Annotated in this window: 18 protein-coding genes; 14 read left to right on the forward strand and 4 right to left on the reverse strand. The window is 42.2% G+C overall.

Annotated elements, in window-relative coordinates; all coding sequences use genetic code 11:
* Positions 1-32: 32 nt before the first annotated feature.
* From UFB30_RS00565 to nagB, 8 genes are all read left to right on the forward strand, one after another.
* A complete protein-coding gene (locus UFB30_RS00565) occupies positions 33-1,709 on the forward strand; it encodes an ROK family protein (RefSeq protein WP_322419725.1) in 1,677 nt (558 codons plus the stop codon).
* 18 nt (positions 1,710-1,727) lie between these two features.
* Positions 1,728-2,705 (forward strand): acetylxylan esterase, encoded by a 978-nt coding sequence (locus UFB30_RS00570; protein WP_322419726.1) that lies wholly within the window; start codon positions 1,728-1,730, stop codon positions 2,703-2,705.
* A 19-nt stretch (positions 2,706-2,724) separates the two neighbouring features.
* Positions 2,725-4,251 (forward strand): DUF4127 family protein, encoded by a 1,527-nt coding sequence (locus tag UFB30_RS00575; protein ID WP_322419727.1) that lies wholly within the window; start codon positions 2,725-2,727, stop codon positions 4,249-4,251.
* Complete coding sequence (locus tag UFB30_RS00580) at positions 4,244-4,927, forward strand: N-acetylmannosamine-6-phosphate 2-epimerase (RefSeq protein WP_322419728.1); 684 nt, start codon at positions 4,244-4,246, stop codon at positions 4,925-4,927. Before UFB30_RS00575 ends, UFB30_RS00580 begins: the two co-directional genes overlap by 8 nt.
* A 39-nt stretch (positions 4,928-4,966) precedes the next feature.
* Complete coding sequence (locus UFB30_RS00585; protein WP_322419729.1) at positions 4,967-5,881, forward strand: ROK family protein; 915 nt, start codon at positions 4,967-4,969, stop codon at positions 5,879-5,881.
* Complete coding sequence (gene manA / locus UFB30_RS00590) at positions 5,856-6,800, forward strand: mannose-6-phosphate isomerase, class I (RefSeq protein ID WP_322419730.1); 945 nt, start codon at positions 5,856-5,858, stop codon at positions 6,798-6,800. Before UFB30_RS00585 ends, manA begins: the two co-directional genes overlap by 26 nt.
* A gap of 76 nt (positions 6,801-6,876) precedes the next feature.
* Entirely contained in the window at positions 6,877-8,043 is a 1,167-nt protein-coding gene (gene nagA, locus UFB30_RS00595; protein WP_322419731.1) for an N-acetylglucosamine-6-phosphate deacetylase, read from the forward strand.
* Positions 8,040-8,789: a glucosamine-6-phosphate deaminase gene (nagB, locus tag UFB30_RS00600; protein ID WP_322419732.1), complete on the forward strand. Its 750-nt coding sequence runs from the start codon at positions 8,040-8,042 to the stop codon at positions 8,787-8,789. Before nagA ends, nagB begins: the two co-directional genes overlap by 4 nt.
* A 117-nt stretch (positions 8,790-8,906) precedes the next feature.
* Here nagB and UFB30_RS00605 read toward each other — a convergent pair whose 3' ends face one another.
* The 3 genes from UFB30_RS00605 to UFB30_RS00615 form a co-directional block, all read right to left on the reverse strand.
* Complete coding sequence (locus tag UFB30_RS00605) at positions 8,907-10,295, reverse strand: DUF4179 domain-containing protein (protein ID WP_322419733.1); 1,389 nt, start codon at positions 10,293-10,295, stop codon at positions 8,907-8,909.
* Positions 10,273-10,815: a sigma-70 family RNA polymerase sigma factor gene (locus UFB30_RS00610; RefSeq protein ID WP_322419734.1), complete on the reverse strand. Its 543-nt coding sequence runs from the start codon at positions 10,813-10,815 to the stop codon at positions 10,273-10,275. Before UFB30_RS00610 ends, UFB30_RS00605 begins: the two co-directional genes overlap by 23 nt.
* Positions 10,816-10,937: 122 nt before the next feature.
* The gene (locus UFB30_RS00615) at positions 10,938-11,567 is read right to left on the reverse strand and encodes a class I SAM-dependent methyltransferase (RefSeq protein WP_322419735.1); all 630 of its coding nucleotides are present in this window, start codon (positions 11,565-11,567) and stop codon (positions 10,938-10,940) included.
* A 241-nt stretch (positions 11,568-11,808) separates the two neighbouring features.
* On the opposite strand from UFB30_RS00615, the gene UFB30_RS00620 reads away from it, so the two are divergent.
* The 4 genes from UFB30_RS00620 to UFB30_RS00635 all read left to right on the forward strand — a co-directional run bounded on the left by UFB30_RS00620 (position 11,809) and on the right by UFB30_RS00635 (position 15,530).
* A complete protein-coding gene (locus tag UFB30_RS00620; RefSeq protein ID WP_322419736.1) occupies positions 11,809-12,366 on the forward strand; it encodes a YcxB family protein in 558 nt (185 codons plus the stop codon).
* A 47-nt stretch (positions 12,367-12,413) separates the two neighbouring features.
* Positions 12,414-13,013, forward strand: coding sequence for a Type 1 glutamine amidotransferase-like domain-containing protein (locus UFB30_RS00625; protein ID WP_322420523.1), 600 nt, complete (start codon positions 12,414-12,416; stop codon positions 13,011-13,013).
* Between the two features lie 237 nt (positions 13,014-13,250).
* On the forward strand, positions 13,251-14,303 hold the full coding sequence (locus UFB30_RS00630; RefSeq protein ID WP_322419737.1) for an ArsR/SmtB family transcription factor: 1,053 nt from the start codon (positions 13,251-13,253) through the stop codon (positions 14,301-14,303).
* Complete coding sequence (locus UFB30_RS00635) at positions 14,304-15,530, forward strand: MFS transporter (RefSeq protein WP_322419738.1); 1,227 nt, start codon at positions 14,304-14,306, stop codon at positions 15,528-15,530. It abuts the gene before it with no gap.
* A 56-nt stretch (positions 15,531-15,586) separates the two neighbouring features.
* Here the strand turns inward: UFB30_RS00635 and UFB30_RS00640 are convergent, their stop codons facing one another.
* A complete protein-coding gene (locus tag UFB30_RS00640; protein ID WP_322419739.1) occupies positions 15,587-15,811 on the reverse strand; it encodes a hypothetical protein in 225 nt (74 codons plus the stop codon).
* Positions 15,812-15,944: 133 nt separating this feature from the next.
* Here UFB30_RS00640 and UFB30_RS00645 point away from each other — a divergent pair, with 133 nt between their 5' ends.
* The gene (locus UFB30_RS00645) at positions 15,945-16,916 is read left to right on the forward strand and encodes an HD domain-containing protein (RefSeq protein ID WP_322419740.1); all 972 of its coding nucleotides are present in this window, start codon (positions 15,945-15,947) and stop codon (positions 16,914-16,916) included.
* Between the two features lie 27 nt (positions 16,917-16,943).
* A complete protein-coding gene (locus tag UFB30_RS00650) occupies positions 16,944-17,459 on the forward strand; it encodes a GNAT family N-acetyltransferase (RefSeq protein ID WP_322419741.1) in 516 nt (171 codons plus the stop codon).
* Positions 17,460-17,503 lie beyond the last annotated feature (44 nt).

Consider the following 17,503-nt stretch of genomic DNA (forward strand, 5'->3'; position numbering starts at 1 on the left):
GACCCTAACCATAGGAATGAAGGTGATTGCAGATGAGAAAATATATTGCATTTGATATTGGTGGTACGTTGATTAAATATGGCGTGCTTGCTGAAGATGGCACCCTGCTGGAGAAGTACGAAACACCCACAGAAGCTGAGCAGGGTGGAAAAATGATTTTAGAAAAAGTAAAAGCGTTTGGTCAGGAATTATTGCAAAGACATACGATTGCAGGGGTTTGTATCAGCACTGCAGGACAGGTAGATTCCAGGCAGGGAAAGATCATGTACGCTTCTCCGCTTATCCCGGAGTACACGGGTGTAGCGGTCAAGCAGGAACTCGAATCTCACTTTAATCTGCCAGTTGAAGTTGAAAATGATGTGAATTGTGCGGGTCTTGCAGAATCCTGGATTGGTACAGGAAAAGAAGCGAAAAGTTTGTTCTGTCTGACGATCGGAACAGGGATTGGCGGGAGTTATATTCTCGATAATAAGCTGCATGCAGGACACAGCTTCAGTGGAGGAGAAATCGGCTATATTCCAATAGAAGGTAAGCAGTTTGAAGAGCTTGCTTCTACAAGAACACTCATCGATAACGTAGCAAAACGCAAAGATATTCAGGCAGACGAAATTGATGGGAAAAAGATTTTTGAAATGGCACGTAATGGGGATGCGGTATGCGCAGAGGAAATTGACCGCCTTGCATATTACCTGTCAAAAGGCATTGCAACGATTGCTTACATGATGAATCCGGAGATGATTATCATCGGTGGAGGGATTACAGCACAAAAAGATTATCTTTATCCGCTGATCATGAAGCATCTTGAAAGTGACCTGATCCCGGCTATTTTAAGCAAAACAGAAATTAAAATTGCTCAAAATCTTAATAATGCAGGAATGATTGGCGCGCTGCGCAACTTCTTATTGCAGGAATCGATGCAGCCGCTAAAAAGCATCGTAACCATGATTGAATCCAATCACCACAAGCTCACAAAAAGAGAACAGCTGATTGCAAAGTATATCATGATGAATCTGGAGTCGGTTCCGAATAAAACGATCTCTGAATTATCCGGGCAGATTAACGTTTCAGAGGCAACGATTACACGATTCTGTCAAAAGCTGGAGTTTGGTTCCTACAATAAATTACGCCTGCTTGCAAAAGAGGCCTCTGTCAGCACAAGAATCTATGAACATGCTGAAACATCAAGTATTTCAGAAGTAAGAGAAGCTTATATGGCGATGATGAACAAGTTCAACTCACTACATCAGACTGAAGATCTTCAAAAGATGAAACAGTTGATGAAGAATGCAGATCAGGTTTTTCTCTATGGTGGAAACGAGATGTCCTTCGTTGCAGACCAGTTAAAGTATAAATTGTTAAAGCTCGGTATAAAGGCTGATTCCTTCTCTACACCTTATCAAATGGAGATGTCCACTTACGCCTGCACGCCGGAAACAGTCATGCTCGGTTTTAGTGCGAATGGATTCGACCGTGAAATTATTCAGATATTAGAAAGTGGAAATCAGTCAGGGTGTCTGACAATTGGTGTCACCAGCCAGCAGGATTCTCCGATGGCGAGCGTTTCCGACCTCCAGTTAATGATCCCGACAACTGAAGAAATAGACGGTGTCAGCAGTTCGATTGGAGAAGTATCTATGTACTTTCTTGTTGATATCATACTGAAGGAACTTCAGGATAGAAAACCAAAAACAAAAAAAGTAATTGTCTGATCAGTGAGGTGATCACGCGTGCAAATACCTGGTTTCTCATTTGAAGAATTAAGATCTTATCAGCCGTTATTGACGAAAGAAGATGATTTTGATCGCTTTTGGCGTGAAAGAGTCAAGGAAAATGAACAATATCGGCTGAATGTAACGACTAAAGAAAGAAGCTATCCGGTTGAAGGCATTAAAGTCTATGACGTGTATTTTGACGGTTTTCGTAATTCAAGAATACATGCAGCTTATGTTTGCCCTGAAAATGTAAAAAATGACGCACCGGTCGCATTGATCTTTCATGGGTATAACTGGAATACTCTTCAGCCTAACTATGCTTTTAAATATGCTGTTCAGGGTATTCCGGCTTTAATGGTGGAAGTCAGAGGGCAGAATCATTTGTCGCCGGATATGAATCATTATGAACACGGACATGCGGCCGGGTGGATGTCTATGGGGTTATCTGAACCTGATCACTACTACTACAGCTTTGTATACATGGATTGCTTCAGGAGCGCAGATGTTGCAGTTCAGTTAAGCGGAGGAAAAAAAGTATTCGTTGAGGGAGGAAGCCAGGGGGGCGGACTGGCAATTGCGACTGCCGCACTCAGGGACGATATTTTATTTGCTCTATGTGATATTCCGTTTCTGACTCAGTTTGAACATTCTGTCAGAGCAGCTACGGAAGGTCCTTACACTGAACTGGCTCACTATTTCAAAGTGCATGATCCCGCTTATGAATCAGGAAAAAGTGTCTACAGTACTTTAAGCTATGTGGATTGTCTTAATCTTGCAGAAAAAGTTACTTGTCCTGTATTCATGTCTATCGGTCTCGAGGACCCGGTATGTCCTCCACAAAGCGGCTTCGCTTTGTTTAATTACTTAGGTGGGCGAAAAGAAATCAGAACATATCCGCATTACGGGCATGAAGTGCCGGCAGTTCATGAGGAAGAAAAGTTAGCATTTGTAGCTGCAATGATAGAGCAGAACCGTATCAAAGAAAAATTTTGATTAAAGAGAGGGACCTTACATGAAAATCGTTTACCTCCCAATAGATGAACGTCCATGTAATCTTACATATATTGAGATGATTGCGGGATCATCCCGGGATATAGAATTAACAACCCCTGAATATAGCCTTTTAGGAAATAAGCGAATTCCTGCTGATACAGAAGAGCTTTGGAAGTGGCTGACAGCCGAAGTCCATCAGGCGGATGCACTATTATTGAGTGTGGATTTATTAATCTATGGCGGTCTCCTTCCATCGCGCCTTCATTATTTAAAACAGGAAGACGCAGAGACGTGGCTTGAGCGTTTTCGGTCATTACGCAGAGACTTTCCTCAATTAAAGATTTATGCATCTAATCTGATCATGCGTACGCCTAAATACAGCTCCAGCGATGAAGAGCCTGAATACTATGAAGACTGGGGAAGAGAGCTTTTTCTGCGGGCATATTTAATAGACAAGAAAAGCCGTGAAACACTTACTGCATCTGAAGAGAAGCAATTAGAGGAAATTATTTTAAAGCTTCCTGCAGCATACATTGAGGATTATGAACAGAGACGTGCATTTAATTCAAATATAAATGTACAGATACTGGACCTTGTACGTGAGGGTGTATTTGATTTTCTGGCTGTTCCACAGGATGACAGTGCAGAGTACGGTTATACCGCTATGGATCAGAAAGCAGTTGTCAGCAGAAGAGAACAGCTTCGCCTTTATTATCAGGTCCAGATGTATCCGGGAGCCGATGAAGTAGGAGCGACGCTGCTTGCACGGGCGTATAACCACTTTCACAATCAATCCCCCAAAATCTATCCTATTTGGAGCAGTACACTCGGACCGCAATTGATCCCGATGTATGAGGATCGTCCATTTGCTGAGAGTCTGAAAGCGCATGTGATGGCTGCCGGATGTCAGCTTACCGCGAATGCTGATGAAGCGGACCTGATTTTAGCATATAACACTCCCGGGAAAATCATGCAGGAATCGTGGGAGCAGGATAAAAGAGATATTACTTATACGAGCTTCAGAAATATGCTCACTTTTACTGATCAGATTAAATATAACATTCAAAACGGAAAAAAGGTCATACTCGCGGATGCTGCATATGCAAATGGTGGTGACCGGGAATTAATTACACTGCTGGATGAGGAAAAAGTGCTTGACCAGCTTTTATCATACAAAGGCTGGAATACAAATTGTAATACTTTAGGGACTACAATCTGTCAGGGAGCTATTGGCCTTCATGCTGTATCCGGAGTTTTGAAGGAAAATCTGATTTATCATTTACTGGACGATTATTTCTATCAGGCGGAAGTACGAATGGAAATGACGGCAGATTATCTTCCTGAAAACGGGTTAACATATTTTGAATTAAAGGATCTGGCAGAACTGGTGAATGCGGAACGGGATCAACGCCTGACGAAGAGATTCCACAGCATGTTACATAATAGCTTCAAAGATGTTGAATTAATTGAATTAAAAAGCTTCAGCCCGTGGAATCGGATGTTTGAATGCGGATTATCTATTAATGTGAGGTGTGAAAATGCTTGAAATCATAAAAAAAGGTCTGGTTGTATCATGTCAGGCACTGGAAGATGAACCTTTGTATGGTTCAGATACGATGAAAAAAATGGCAGAAGCAGCGAGAAGAGGCGGTGCAGTTGCAATCCGTGCAAACGGAGTTGAAGATATTAAAGCGATAAAGGCACAAGTGAATCTTCCGATTATCGGTATTATTAAAGCGGTTTATCCTGACTCAGATGTCTATATTACTCCTACTTTAAAGGAAGTGGAGGCGCTGATAGAAGCTGGGGTAGACCTGATCGCAACAGATGCGACGATGAGGGTGAGACCGAATCATCAGTCATTAGAGAATTTTATAAAAGAGGTAAAATCCCGTTTTCCAGAGCAACAATGGATGGCAGATTGTGCAACGCTGGAAGAGTGCATACATGCAGAAGAGCTGGGGTTTGATTGTGTTGGAACAACGCTTCACGGATACACAAAAAATACCGCGGGGAAAAAGCTGTACCATGATGATTTTCAGTTTTTAAAAGAAGTGGTTAATGCTGTGAACATTCCGGTCATTGCAGAAGGTAATATTATAACACCTGAAATGTCTATGCAAGCGCTTAATTGCGGAGCACATTCTGTTGTGGTGGGTGGAGCGATTACAAGGCCGCAGCAAATTACAGAAAGATTTGTGGCTGAACTTAAAAAAATATGATGGATAGAAATAAACATCTAGTGGATTGGGGGAGCTTTCATGTTCGGTGGAATTGAAGCAGGTGGAACTAAGTTTGTATGTGCTGTTGGAGATGAAAAAGGAACTGTTATGAAGCGGATACAGCTGCCAACTGCGGACCCTGTGGAAACTATGCCGCAGGTCATCGCATTCTTTCGGCAGTATCCTATAAAGGCACTCGGAGTCGGTTCATTTGGTCCGATCGATTTGAATTTTGAAAGCCCTTTATTCGGTCATATTACTTCAACGCCAAAGACCGCCTGGAGAAATTATCCGCTTGTTAAAGTGTTACAAGATGAACTCCGGGTTCCGGTAAGGTTCACTACAGACGTGAATGCAGCAGCGCTTGGTGAGGCTGTATCCGGAGCAGCAAAAGGGATCGACAGCTGCTTATATATTACAGTTGGTACCGGTATTGGTGCAGGTGCAGTAGTAAGTGGAAAATTGCTTCAGGGTCTCTCTCATCCTGAGATGGGTCACATTTTGTTGCGGCGTCATTCACAGGATGGCTTTAAAGGTATATGTCCATATCATCATGACTGTCTTGAAGGAATGGCATCCGGACCGGCAATTGAAGCTCGCTGGGGCGAAAAAGCTGAAGAACTGAAAGAAAAGGCAGAGGTCTGGGAACTGGAAGGTTATTATCTCGCTCAGGCATTGATGCAGTATATCTTAATTCTCTCGCCGAAGAAAATTATTCTTGGTGGCGGCGTAATGAATCAGAAACAATTGTTTTCTTCTGTCTATATACACTTGAAAGAGCTTTTGAATGATTATATCTCTTTGCCGAACCTCTCTGAATATATTGTAAGTCCTGCGCTGGGAGATCATGCGGGTATAACAGGTGCGTTGATACTTGCAAGAGATACTTACCCTCAAAAAGAATTAACTACGGGAAAGGGTTCTGCTGATGACGGAATATCCGATGTTTTTTGAACCGATATTTAAAGAAAGAATCTGGGGAGGTAATCAGCTGAAATCTTTTGGGTATGATCTTCCTTTTGATCATACGGGAGAGTGCTGGGGGATTGCCGCTCACAGGAATGGGCAAAGTGTAATAAAAAATGGTGCACATAAAGGAAAAACACTTGGTGAGCTCTGGAAAAATGAACGTCACCTTTTTGAAGATTTTCCAGGAGAAAGATTTCCGCTCTTAACCAAGATACTTGATGCCGCTCAGGATTTGTCTGTGCAGGTTCATCCGGATAATGAATATGCGGAGAAGCATGAAGGAGAGCCTGGTAAAACTGAATGCTGGTATGTGATTGACTGTGAAGAAGGTGCAGAAATTGTCTATGGCCATCATGCGAAAAGCCGTAAGGAACTTGAGTTTATGATAAAAAATGCTCAGTGGGAAAAACTTCTTCACAAAGTGCCGGTTAAAAAGGGCGATTTTTATTTCGTGCCGAGTGGAACGATTCATGCCATTGGAGCTGGTATAACCATATTGGAAACACAGCAGAACTCTGATACCACATATCGGGTGTATGATTATGATCGTAAGGATCAGAATGGAAATAAGAGAGAGTTACATATAGAAAAATCGATCGCTGTGACAACTGTTCCTGCTTCCATCCCTGAAATGAAAGAGACAGTTGAAGTGGGTGGAGACAGAAAAGTGATCCATTACGTGGAAAATGAATATTTCACAGTAGAGAAATGGCAGATAAATGGCTCTTTTGTTGTTGAACAACCTTATCCTTTTCAACTTGTCAGTGTCATTTCAGGTTTTGGATCAGTTACAACTGCCGGTGCATGCTATGAATTCAATAAAGGTGATCACTTTTTATTACCGTGCGGAATAGGTGAACTGGAATTCAAGGGTGAGTCGGAGTTGATTATAGCGCACGTCTAAGGCGACAGTCGTTGGTTCAATCAATGCTGTGCATAGATACCTGCTGTCAAATGTTTGTGTTTGAAAGGGTGGTTAGGTGGATCAGTATATTTTAGAACAAATCAGGATCCCATTTGAAAATGGTGATCAGACCATTGCTGATGTGTGGGTTCAAAATGGGAAGTTTAAAAGCATTTCGTCAAACCTCTCAGAGCCGGATATTCCACGAATGAAAGTCTCTGAAAAATGGAGGATCTTGCCTGGCTTTATTGATATTCATATACATGGAGCGGGGGGTGCTGATGTAATGGATTCAACGCCTGAAGCGCTGCTGAAGATAGCGGACACACTTCCTTCTGAGGGAACAACAAGCTTTCTGGCAACTACTATGACTCAGCGCCCTGAAGCTGTAAATGCAGCTGTTTTGAATGCGGCGCAATATTATCAGCAACAAAAAGCCCAGGGGCAGTCAGAGCTTCTCGGAATCCATCTGGAAGGGCCATTCATCTCAACAGAAAAAGCCGGAGCGCAGCCTTTAGAGTTTATTATTCCACCATCTGTTGAGCTGTTTAACAAATGGTGTGAAGCCTCAAATGATTTAATTCGTGTTGTCACACTGGCTCCAGAGACTGACGAAGGTCTTAGTTTTGTTAAAGAGTTGCAGACACGAAATATCATTGTCTCCCTTGGTCATTCTAATGCATCAGAAGAAGTCGTATTAAAGGCGATTGAAGCGGGTGCTTCCCATGTTACTCATCTCTATAATCAGATGAGCTCTTTTCAGCACCGGGAACCTGGTATGGTTGGAATCGCTCTTACCAATCAACAATTACATGCAGAATTAATTGCGGATTTTATTCATAGTCATCAATCAGCGGTTCAACTGGCAATAAGATCAAAAGGAATTGATCATGTCATTCTGATTACTGATGCTATGAGGGCAAAAGGTTTGAAGGATGGCGTATATGAACTTGGTGGACAAAAAGTGACCGTCAAAGGAATGGAAGCCAGATTGGCAGATGGGACACTGGCAGGGAGTGTATTAACAATGGATCAGGCATTCCGCCATGTGAAAAAACTGCTTGGATTAAAAGACAGTGAAATGATTGCGCTGACTTCAGCGAATGCTGCCCGGACACTCGGTATATTTGATCACAAAGGTTCGATTACTGAGGGGAAGGATGCAGATTTTGTCCTGCTTGATGAAAATGATTGCGTTCAAAAAACGGCTTGTAAAGGTATCATGAGGGGTGAGAAGCTATGAAATTAATGCTCACAAAAGATTATGATGAATTAAGTAAATGTGGTGCTGATTTAATTATGGCTCAGATCAACGCCAAACAGGACAGCGTTCTTGGGTTAGCAACAGGAAGTTCCCCCCTCGGCTGCTACCAAGAGCTTATTCAACGGTGTCAGAACAACCTCGTTACTTTTAAATATGTATCCTCCCTGAATTTAGATGAGTACATAGGGCTGTCTCCAGAGCATCAGCAAAGCTATCGTTATTTTATGAATCATCATTTTTTTAATCAGATTAACATTAATCAAAATCATACATACCTGCCAAATGGGGTGCATCCTAACCTTGAACAGGCATGCATTGAATACGAGACTAAAATTGATCAGGTTGGACCTCCGGATATTCAAATCCTGGGGATTGGGGCTAATGGACATATCGGCTTTAATGAACCGGGCAGCTCTTTTTCAAGCTACACACACATTGTCAAATTAGCACACTCCACACGTCAGGCTAATGCACGATTTTTCAGATCAATTGATGAAGTTCCCACACATGCGATTACAATGGGGATCAGTTCCATTTTAAAAAGCAAAAAAATTATTTTAATGGCCTCAGGCCAACAGAAGGCTGAAGCCATTAAAAGATTGCTTGATGGAGAAAAGAATGAACAATTTCCGGCCTCTTCTCTTTTTGATCATCCTGACGTTACATTAATTGTTGATAAAGAAGCATATGAATTAGTTGAAACAGAGAATTTAGCCAGGTGCTAGTTTTCGAACTATTTGCTAATCAAGTTAAATAGTCCGGCTGACGATTAAGTAGCTCGCCGGACTATTTGTTAGATCTAAGAAGGTAATTTAATTCTCCTTAAAAGTCCCTGATACTCCTTATTGATTAACGCTGCTGATTGAAGCCTCAAACGCCTCCATCTCAACAAGGCTATTCCCGCTGAACGAGTCAAACGGCACCATCACATCATAATTATTTGCGTTCCCCTCAACCTGAAATGTAGACTTGAATCTCAAATCATCACCTATTCTCACAGCCTGATCAGATAACACCCAATGTTCAATCATCTCATTCATCATCAGCTCATTGTTATCATCTCTTTTTACCTGATCAGAAGGCATCAGTGTAACAAAGTCTGCAAAATTCTGAAGGATATCATCTCTGAACGCGCCATCCTCAATTCCTGATATGTCAAAGTCCACCGAGATTTCATTTCCATCCTGCTGAACTTCATTCACCTGAATCTGATAGTCAAAGCGCTCACTTTCAACGGTAAATGGAGAATTGGTATTCAACGAGTGTAGTGCATGGTCATCCCGCATTCTGATCTCAGGCTTAACAGTTAAGTGCGCAATATTTTCATCGATTTTACTGCTTAAAAGCTCGCGCACCTCTTTTATCACTTTTCCGTCCTGTATTTCAGTGGACAGAATATCTGCATTTCTTTTCGATAGACGCTCACCATCATTATCAAATACAGTGAGTTCGACTGTATCACCCTTTCCTTTAAGAGGAAGTTCCACAGTATAATAAAGCAGGGTAGTCGCAGCGCCTTTCGTCATGCTGTTCATTTTCAATTTATAATCATCGAAAGTACTTTCTCCTGTTAAAGCAAAGGTTTCAGCAGGGATCTTTTCAACCGGTACATCAAACTTCCAGCTTCCATGAACACCATTTACATAGTTAAAGGTAAGCGGCAGTGTAAAGTTCTCCGGCAGTTCAGCGTTCGGGCTATAAAATTCCACAGCACCTGCATACCCTTCGTCAGTTTCTTTGAGCTCTCCCATACTGGCTGACCACTGGGACTGATCTTTTCCGTCAAATAAATGAATATTGTAGCCTGCTTCAGGACCTTCTTCGTCAGTTTCAGGATTTCCACCTTCAGCCAAAAACGAGATTCCGATTACGTTGCCGTCATAGTACGCACTTGTGATTTTTACCGCTACACCTTTTTCCTCAGCCGTTTCATCCAGTCCCGTAATCAGTCCGCTGCTGAATAATTCCTGTCCAATCTGCATGCTATATTTTTCATAAATTCCGCCGATCACCGGTACAGCTGCAAGCACGTTGCTGACCGGTGCGAAAAGCAGGCCCGACGCCAGGAAGGCGGCCGCTGCAGCAGATGAAAAAACGCCTGCTTTCTTCATCCGTGACTGGTATGTACGCTTCTTTCCCCGGCTAATCCCGCGGTCAATCGCATTGAACACATCTTCCTTTGGAAATTCAATCTCTTCGATTTCTCTTTCAATACGCTCTTTGTTCAACATGCTCTATCCCCTCCAGTATCTTTTTCAGCTCCAGTTTTGCCCGGCGCAGCTGCGTTTTTACCGTATTCTCCGGTATCTCCAGTGTCCGGCTGATCTGCTGAATCGGATAATCATGATAGTAAAATAGAATAATAACTGACTGATAATCCGCTCTGAGCGCTGCAATCGCCTCTTTCACATCGAGCCTGCCTTCAATATCCGGTCCTTGTTCAGCGGGCAGCGCGTCAGCCAGCTCATCGTCTATGATCAGCTGATTTTTCCTGCGCAGCACATCATACGCAGTCCGGATCAGAATCCTGGTCAGCCATGTGCTGAAAAACTCTGGCTGCTTCACCTGATGCACAGACACCAGCGCCTTACACACCGTATCCTGCACGACATCGAGCGCATCCTCTTTATTCCTTACGTAAAGAAAAGCTGTTTTATAAAGCTTTTCACTTTCCTGCTTTACGAGCTTTTCAAATGCCTTTTGATTACCTTTAATCGCTTTTTTAACTAATGCTGCATTCTGTTTATCCAAGCCGCCGCCTCCTTTCACTGGTTAGAGTAGCGTGTGTATGGAAAAGTTTCAGGGGAGTTCGGGAAATTTTTGAAGGGGCATTAAAAAGGCAACTCCGTTATGATCCGGAGTTGCCTGCAACCTTATTTATGCGATAAAGTCATTACACCACCGCAATGAGACACTTTATGAAACTCATATTCACAAATTTCCTGCAATGCATCTTTCAGCTCATCAGCCACAAAATAAAATTCATCTTCATCCCAATGCTCAAGATGATCTGCACGACATGCATCCAGCTGCTCTCTTGTCCCGAAAGCAATGTCACCAACCAGCAGCTGACCGCCTGCTTTTAAGTGGGATAACAGTTCCCGGATAAAAGTGACTTTTTCGTCATCATTCAGATGATGCAGCGTATATGTGCTGACGATAAAATCGTATTTTTTCTCCTCGAGCGCAGCCGGCAGACCATTTGAAATATCCCACTCCAGCAGGTTCGCTGCAGGCATCTTCTCCTGCGCGATCGAGATCATCTCAGATGAGAAATCCAGCCCGTCAATCCGGTGTCCGTTTTCATAGAGTTTAGTGGTTAGGACAGCTGTACCAAAGCCGATATCCAGTACTTCGGCATTTTTCTTTTGCATGACAAGATTAAAAATCTGATTAAGTATCTCTTTATAGCCGGCAAAAGGGTACAGATTACTTTCTTCACTCACCTCTACCGTCTGATCATAGCTGTTTGCCCATAAATTAAATCCAGTATTATTTAACAAGAATGCTCCTCCTATATGTTGCGATCTGTCGGGCATTCAACAAAACTGCCCGTATTAGCGTCCGATAACCTCTGTTATATTAGCGTTTTTCATATGGTACCACACCTTCCAATTATTTGTATTTAGTATATCATATGTCCTTTGTCCTTTTTCTTATTTTCACAAAATATCCCTGTGCTTCACCTGCAAACCTGTGTTAAATTGACATTGACTCAACATAGAAAGGTGACTAAATACATACATGATACAATTTAAAACAACCTATACGACACAGGATTACGTAGATATGCAGGTGAAGCTGCAGACGCTGACTGGTGATCTGAACAATTTGAAAAAGAGAAGCACGATTTCACTTATGCTGATTGTGATTATCCTTTCATGGACTTTTGATCTTTTCAGCTCACTTTTTGGCGGGATTGCAGCTGTACTGATGATTATTGCTGCAGGATTGATCATGCCGAACCTGCTTGAAAAAACAGCGGTGAAGAATTTTAACAAACAGCTGAGCGGAAGAAATATGGAGAATTCTTTAGGCACTGTAGAATTTGAAGTAAATGAAGAAGGCATTATCCGTAAGATGCAATATTCAACACTTGCCTTTGACTGGGATGGCGTTATCCGTATTGGAGAAGATGACAGAAACTATTATCTGTTCCTCTCCAGAACACACGTTTTATTTTTTCCAAAGCAGCCTGAAGGACTGTCAGAAGCAGATCAGTTACGATTTGAAAGTCTGATTGGACAGGTGAGAAAGCGGATCAGGGAAGAATATCAGCAGAGCAGGGATGCCAGTCAATAAAAGGAGGATTTAACATAGGCAGACTATTCTTTTACAGCGATCAAATTATTGAGTCCCCGGGCAACCAGAGGCTCGACGATATACTATTCAAAGGGATGAATCGTCATACGAAGATCGGCTACATTCCTTCAACAGAAGATCCGGATCGAACGTATTTTCAGACCAAAGCGGACTATTATCGTCATTACGGTGTTGAGGAGATCATGTTTTTCGACCTGTATAGTGACTTTGATTCATCAAAAATTGAGGAGCTGCTGTCATGTGATATCGTCCATCTTTCAGCAGGTAATCCAATTGAATTCCAGTCTGCTTTAGCACATCGTAAAATGGATCAGGTGTTGCGCGAATACTTTAACCGCGGTGGAACCATTGTCGGTGTAAGTGGCGGAGCGGTTCAACTTGGCAAGTCTATCACGCTGTTTCAGCTGTTTACAGGGGAGTCAGGTCGGAAGCTCAAAGGTCTGCAGCTGGCTGATTTTGAATTCCTGCCTCATTACAACCGCTGGGATGACGCATTTAAAAAGAAGGTTGAACAGTATGCGGTTGAAACCGGGATAACGGTTTATGCAGGAAATGATGGGGATGGAATGGTGGTTGAGGATGGTCACATTCAGTTTATTGGAGAGATTAAGATTATAAATGGATAAGAACATATATGACACAAAGCGCCTGGGATTTTCATTCAGGCGTTTTTTTGAATTTTTAATTACTTCAGAACTCAATAACATAGATCCTGCTATTTCTAAGGTGTCTGTTTTTAATTTCCTACATCTCACTATCAGAGACAACAATCACTCAGTTATATTCTATAAAAATAAAACTTTATATTCTAATTATATAGAACATGTGGTAACCTGAAAAAAATACCATTTCGGGGTGATCGCATGGAAACATTAAAAATGACTGGAAGACCAAGAGAAACATACGAGGTTCAATTGACTTACTCATTGCTCTGGGAATGTGCGCTTGGGATTGCAGCAATCACGAACTCCAAGCTGCTAAAAACATTAGAAAAACCGGAAAAAGACTGGAATCGTTTAAGAGAATCACTGTCAGAGGAACTACAAAGTCAATTAAACTTTGTAGAAAAAAACAACACATGGAAATCTCTCCTTCAGATTCTTCACCAGAAAGAATTCGAAGACTTGGACGACTATATTTCATATATAGAGAAGCTTGATGAAGTAGAGCTTAGATTTATGTGTCTTCCTATTACAGGACGAAATGATCAAAGGTTGAGACAAAGTGCTGCACAAGGAGATCGGGATGCTGTGCAATCCTTGATGATTGCTTCCGATTATAATCCGTTCTTTCCTCAGTACATAGAATTTATTAGTCAACATGATGCCAGTTTGTTAAAAAAGCATCTGGTTCGTGTCATAACGCTTTGGTTTAAGGAAGTGGTAACACTCGATGCAATAGAGAGGGAAGAGATTTTAAAGAGAGATTTTGATTCGAAGCAGACATTAAAACAAAAGCTGACCTCAGAAGAACTAGTTCAGGTAGCGACAGGAGGTATCTCCTACATTCCGGAACCAAGTGTTCACACAGTTTTACTCATTCCCCAGTACATCTACCGGCCCTGGAGCATAGAAGCAGATATTGAAGGGGTGAAAGTATTTTATTATCCTGTTTCAAATGAAAGTGTCTCTCCGGGTGATCGCTATACGCCTGATCAGTTTCTTGTATTGAAGCATAAAGCTTTAGGAGATGAAGGAAGGCTTAAAATTGTAAAACTGTTATCTGAGAAAAATCGAACATTACAGGATATCACTGGGCAGTTGAATATGGGGAAGTCTACTGTTCACCATCATCTGAAAATTCTCCGCTCTGCAAAACTTGTTGAAACAAGCGGATCCCAATATAAATTGAAAAAGGATGCCCTTGAGTTAATGTATAAAGAAATCAAATTATACCTTGAACAGCCGGTGAATTAAATGAAAAGTCCATTACTCCGTAATCGCTCATTTGTTTCTGTATGGACCGGTAATGGGATTTCAGAGCTTGGCGGCGCTTTTGGTACGTTCTGTAATTCTATATTAATTTACCAGCTCACCGGCTCCACTTTAGCACTCGGTAGCATGTGGCTGCTTTACTTCTTGCCTTCATTGGTGCTTCAGTTATTTATTGGCCCATTTATCGACCGATGGAGCAGGAAATGGATCATGGTTTTTTCGCAATGGATGAGAGGGCTTGTGTTTTTGATCCCGCTTTTTGCGCTGATGACAGACAGTCTTTCTGTTTGGCATATTTACACGGTTCAGATTGCAGTCGGGTTAATCACACCTTTTTATGTGCCTGCCAATCATGCAATTACGCCTTCTATTGTTTCTGAAAAGCATCTGGAACAGGCCAATGCCTATATAGATGGGACAGTCAGACTCATGATGTTTACTGCACCGCTGCTTGGCGGTTTGGTGATTGAATATGCCGGTGTGGGTGCAACCCTTTCTTTTGTTTCTATGCTGCTTTTAATCAGCGGGTTTATGCTTCTTTTCGTACAGGAAAAGAGAGGAGATGCGGCAGTAAGGAAATCATGGATCGCAGAATTTACAGAAGGGATATCTTATTTCTTCACAAAGCCGACTGTCGTGTGGCTTGGTGTTTTTCTCGCAGTCGTTCAATTCGGTGTCGGCGTAACGATGGTCACTACACTTCCATATATCACAGAAGAGTTAAATGGCAGTTATGCAGACTATGGCTATTTTATGGCAGGCTTCCCAGTCGGTTATATCCTCGGTGCAATGATCATTGGAAAAATAGTCTATCATAGCCGGAGAGTACTGATGCTGGGTTCTTTATTTATCGGAGGGTTAACCTTCATCGCGTTATTCTTTAATACAAGTATCATGCTGGGCGTCATGACGGAAGTGATTGGTGGCATTGTAATGGCAGTTTTCAGTATTCACAACACCACGATATGCCAGAAGGCTGTACCTAACAATCTGATGGGAAAAGTGTTTTCAGTCAGGCTGCTCATTATAAGAGGTGTAATGCCGCTTGGTGTGCTTGCGGGTGGTGCTCTGAGTGAGATGTGGGGTGTCCGGCCACTGTATTTATTCATCGGTACACTCATATGTTTCATATCACTAATTGGAATCATTGTTCCATACTTTAAGTTTATAGATGCTGAAAAAGAGATGCCAAAGCGTGCCCAAGCATAGTAGTGACAATGATAGCCGAACGGTAATGTAGCTAATGAACATCAAAAAACACGCCCTCACTCAGGACGTGTCTCTCTCCTTGCCAGCTTGTACATGAAAAACAGTAAAACAGCGATAAGCACCGCACTAAACAGAAGTGCTATCGGATTTCCTTCTCCAAAGATTGCAGTCAGCGCAACATCAAATGAAGGAACGCCTATTGCAGCAAGCAGCGGGAGAATCAATGTGGCAGTCAGGATACCTCCAGTGAAATACAAAATGTTTTTCGTTTTGGTACTCAAAAAACCGCCTCCTTCGTACTATGGTATCATAATATAAGGAAATAACTTATTTTTCTGACTTTTTACGGAAATAGTAAGGAAGTAGATGTATTCAGACACCAGCAGTAATTTGACCAGATAAGAGGAGGCAGTTATGTACATAGAAGATGATCTATGTGGCAGCTTTAAGCTGGAAAGTATTTTAGAAGAACTCATACTCAGTGCGCCGGTTCAGCGCTTAAAGGGCATTCACCAGGGTGGTGCAGGCTATCTTGTGAATGAAAAGTGGAACGTCACACGCTATGAGCATTCAGTTGGAGTGATGCTGCTGATCAGAAAGCTGGGTGGTTCACTCGAAGAACAGATTGCAGGGCTCCTGCATGATGTTTCCCATACGGCTTTTTCACATGTCATCGATTTTGTGTTTGAGCATGAGGATGAGGATTATCACGAACAGATTTTCCATAACGTAGTGGAAAATTCAGAGATTCCTGATATTCTCACAAAGCATGGTTATCGCTTCGAAGACATCCTTCTCGATGACACAAAATGGACGCTTCTTGAACAACCTGCACCTGAGCTTTGTGCGGACCGTGTTGATTATACGCTTCGGGACATGTACAGATACGGACAAATTACGCTTTCAGAAGCTACACACTTTTTAGACGAACTGATCGTCATACATGAGAGGATGTACCCCAGCAATATTGAATCAGCTGAATGGATCGTGGAGACGTATTATAAAGAAGTGATCGATTTCTTTATGGATCCACTTAATATATACGCAAACGACAGGCTTGCCCACTTACTCAAGCTCGCTCTGGAGAAGAAAGTATTAACTGCAAGTGATTTTCTTCTTGAAGACGCAATTCTAATAGATAGAGTCAGGAACACCAATGACAGAGAGCTTCAGGAGCTGCTGAAGCAACTCCACCCACAGGTGAAAGTCACGGAAGACCGCAAGCACTACCACCTCCACAGAAAAAATAAGCTTCGCATGCTGGATCCTTCAGTTCTTCACAACAGCAAATGGTTCAAAGCATCCTCCATTTCTAAAAAGGTAAGAATGATGGGAGATGAAGCGTACGAAAAAGCTGTCAGAGGAATGTATGTGAAAGTGCTTTAAAATTAGAACATTTAAAGGGGATCATAAATGAATATCAGTATTGAACCGTTACAGGCTTCACACGCTGAAGACCTTCTCCAGTTTGAAACCGAAAACCGGACGTACTTCAGCAGCATGGTACCGGATCGCGGTGATGACTATTACGTGCCGGTCATATTTGAACAAAAGCACCAGGCCCTGCTCAATGAACAGGTGCAGGGGGACGCTTGTTTTTACCTGATTAAAGACGAACAGAACCGGATCATTGGCAGAATGAATGTGACTGGCATCGACCCGAGAGAGCAATCAGGCAGTATTGGATACCGGATTGGCGAGGTTTATGCCGGAAAAGGAGCCGCCAGTCAAGCCCTTCAGCTTTTAATCAATGACATGCAAAAGAAAGGGATAAAAAAACTGAGTGCGATGACCACTGAGAATCACCTTGCGTCTCAAAAGATACTTCTGAAGAATGAATTCAGGGAAGTTGTTGGTGCAGGGGAGATTGTTGATTTGAATGGGCAGAAACTGAAAATGATTCACTTCGTGTACTTGCGACCTAAGTAGAAATTATAAAATAGTCCAAAACACCCCTTTTTCACCCTCTATAT

Origin of the sequence: Jeotgalibacillus haloalkalitolerans, assembly GCF_034427455.1 — a bacterium.
GTDB classification, from domain to species: Bacteria; Bacillota; Bacilli; order Bacillales; family Jeotgalibacillaceae; genus Jeotgalibacillus; species Jeotgalibacillus haloalkalitolerans.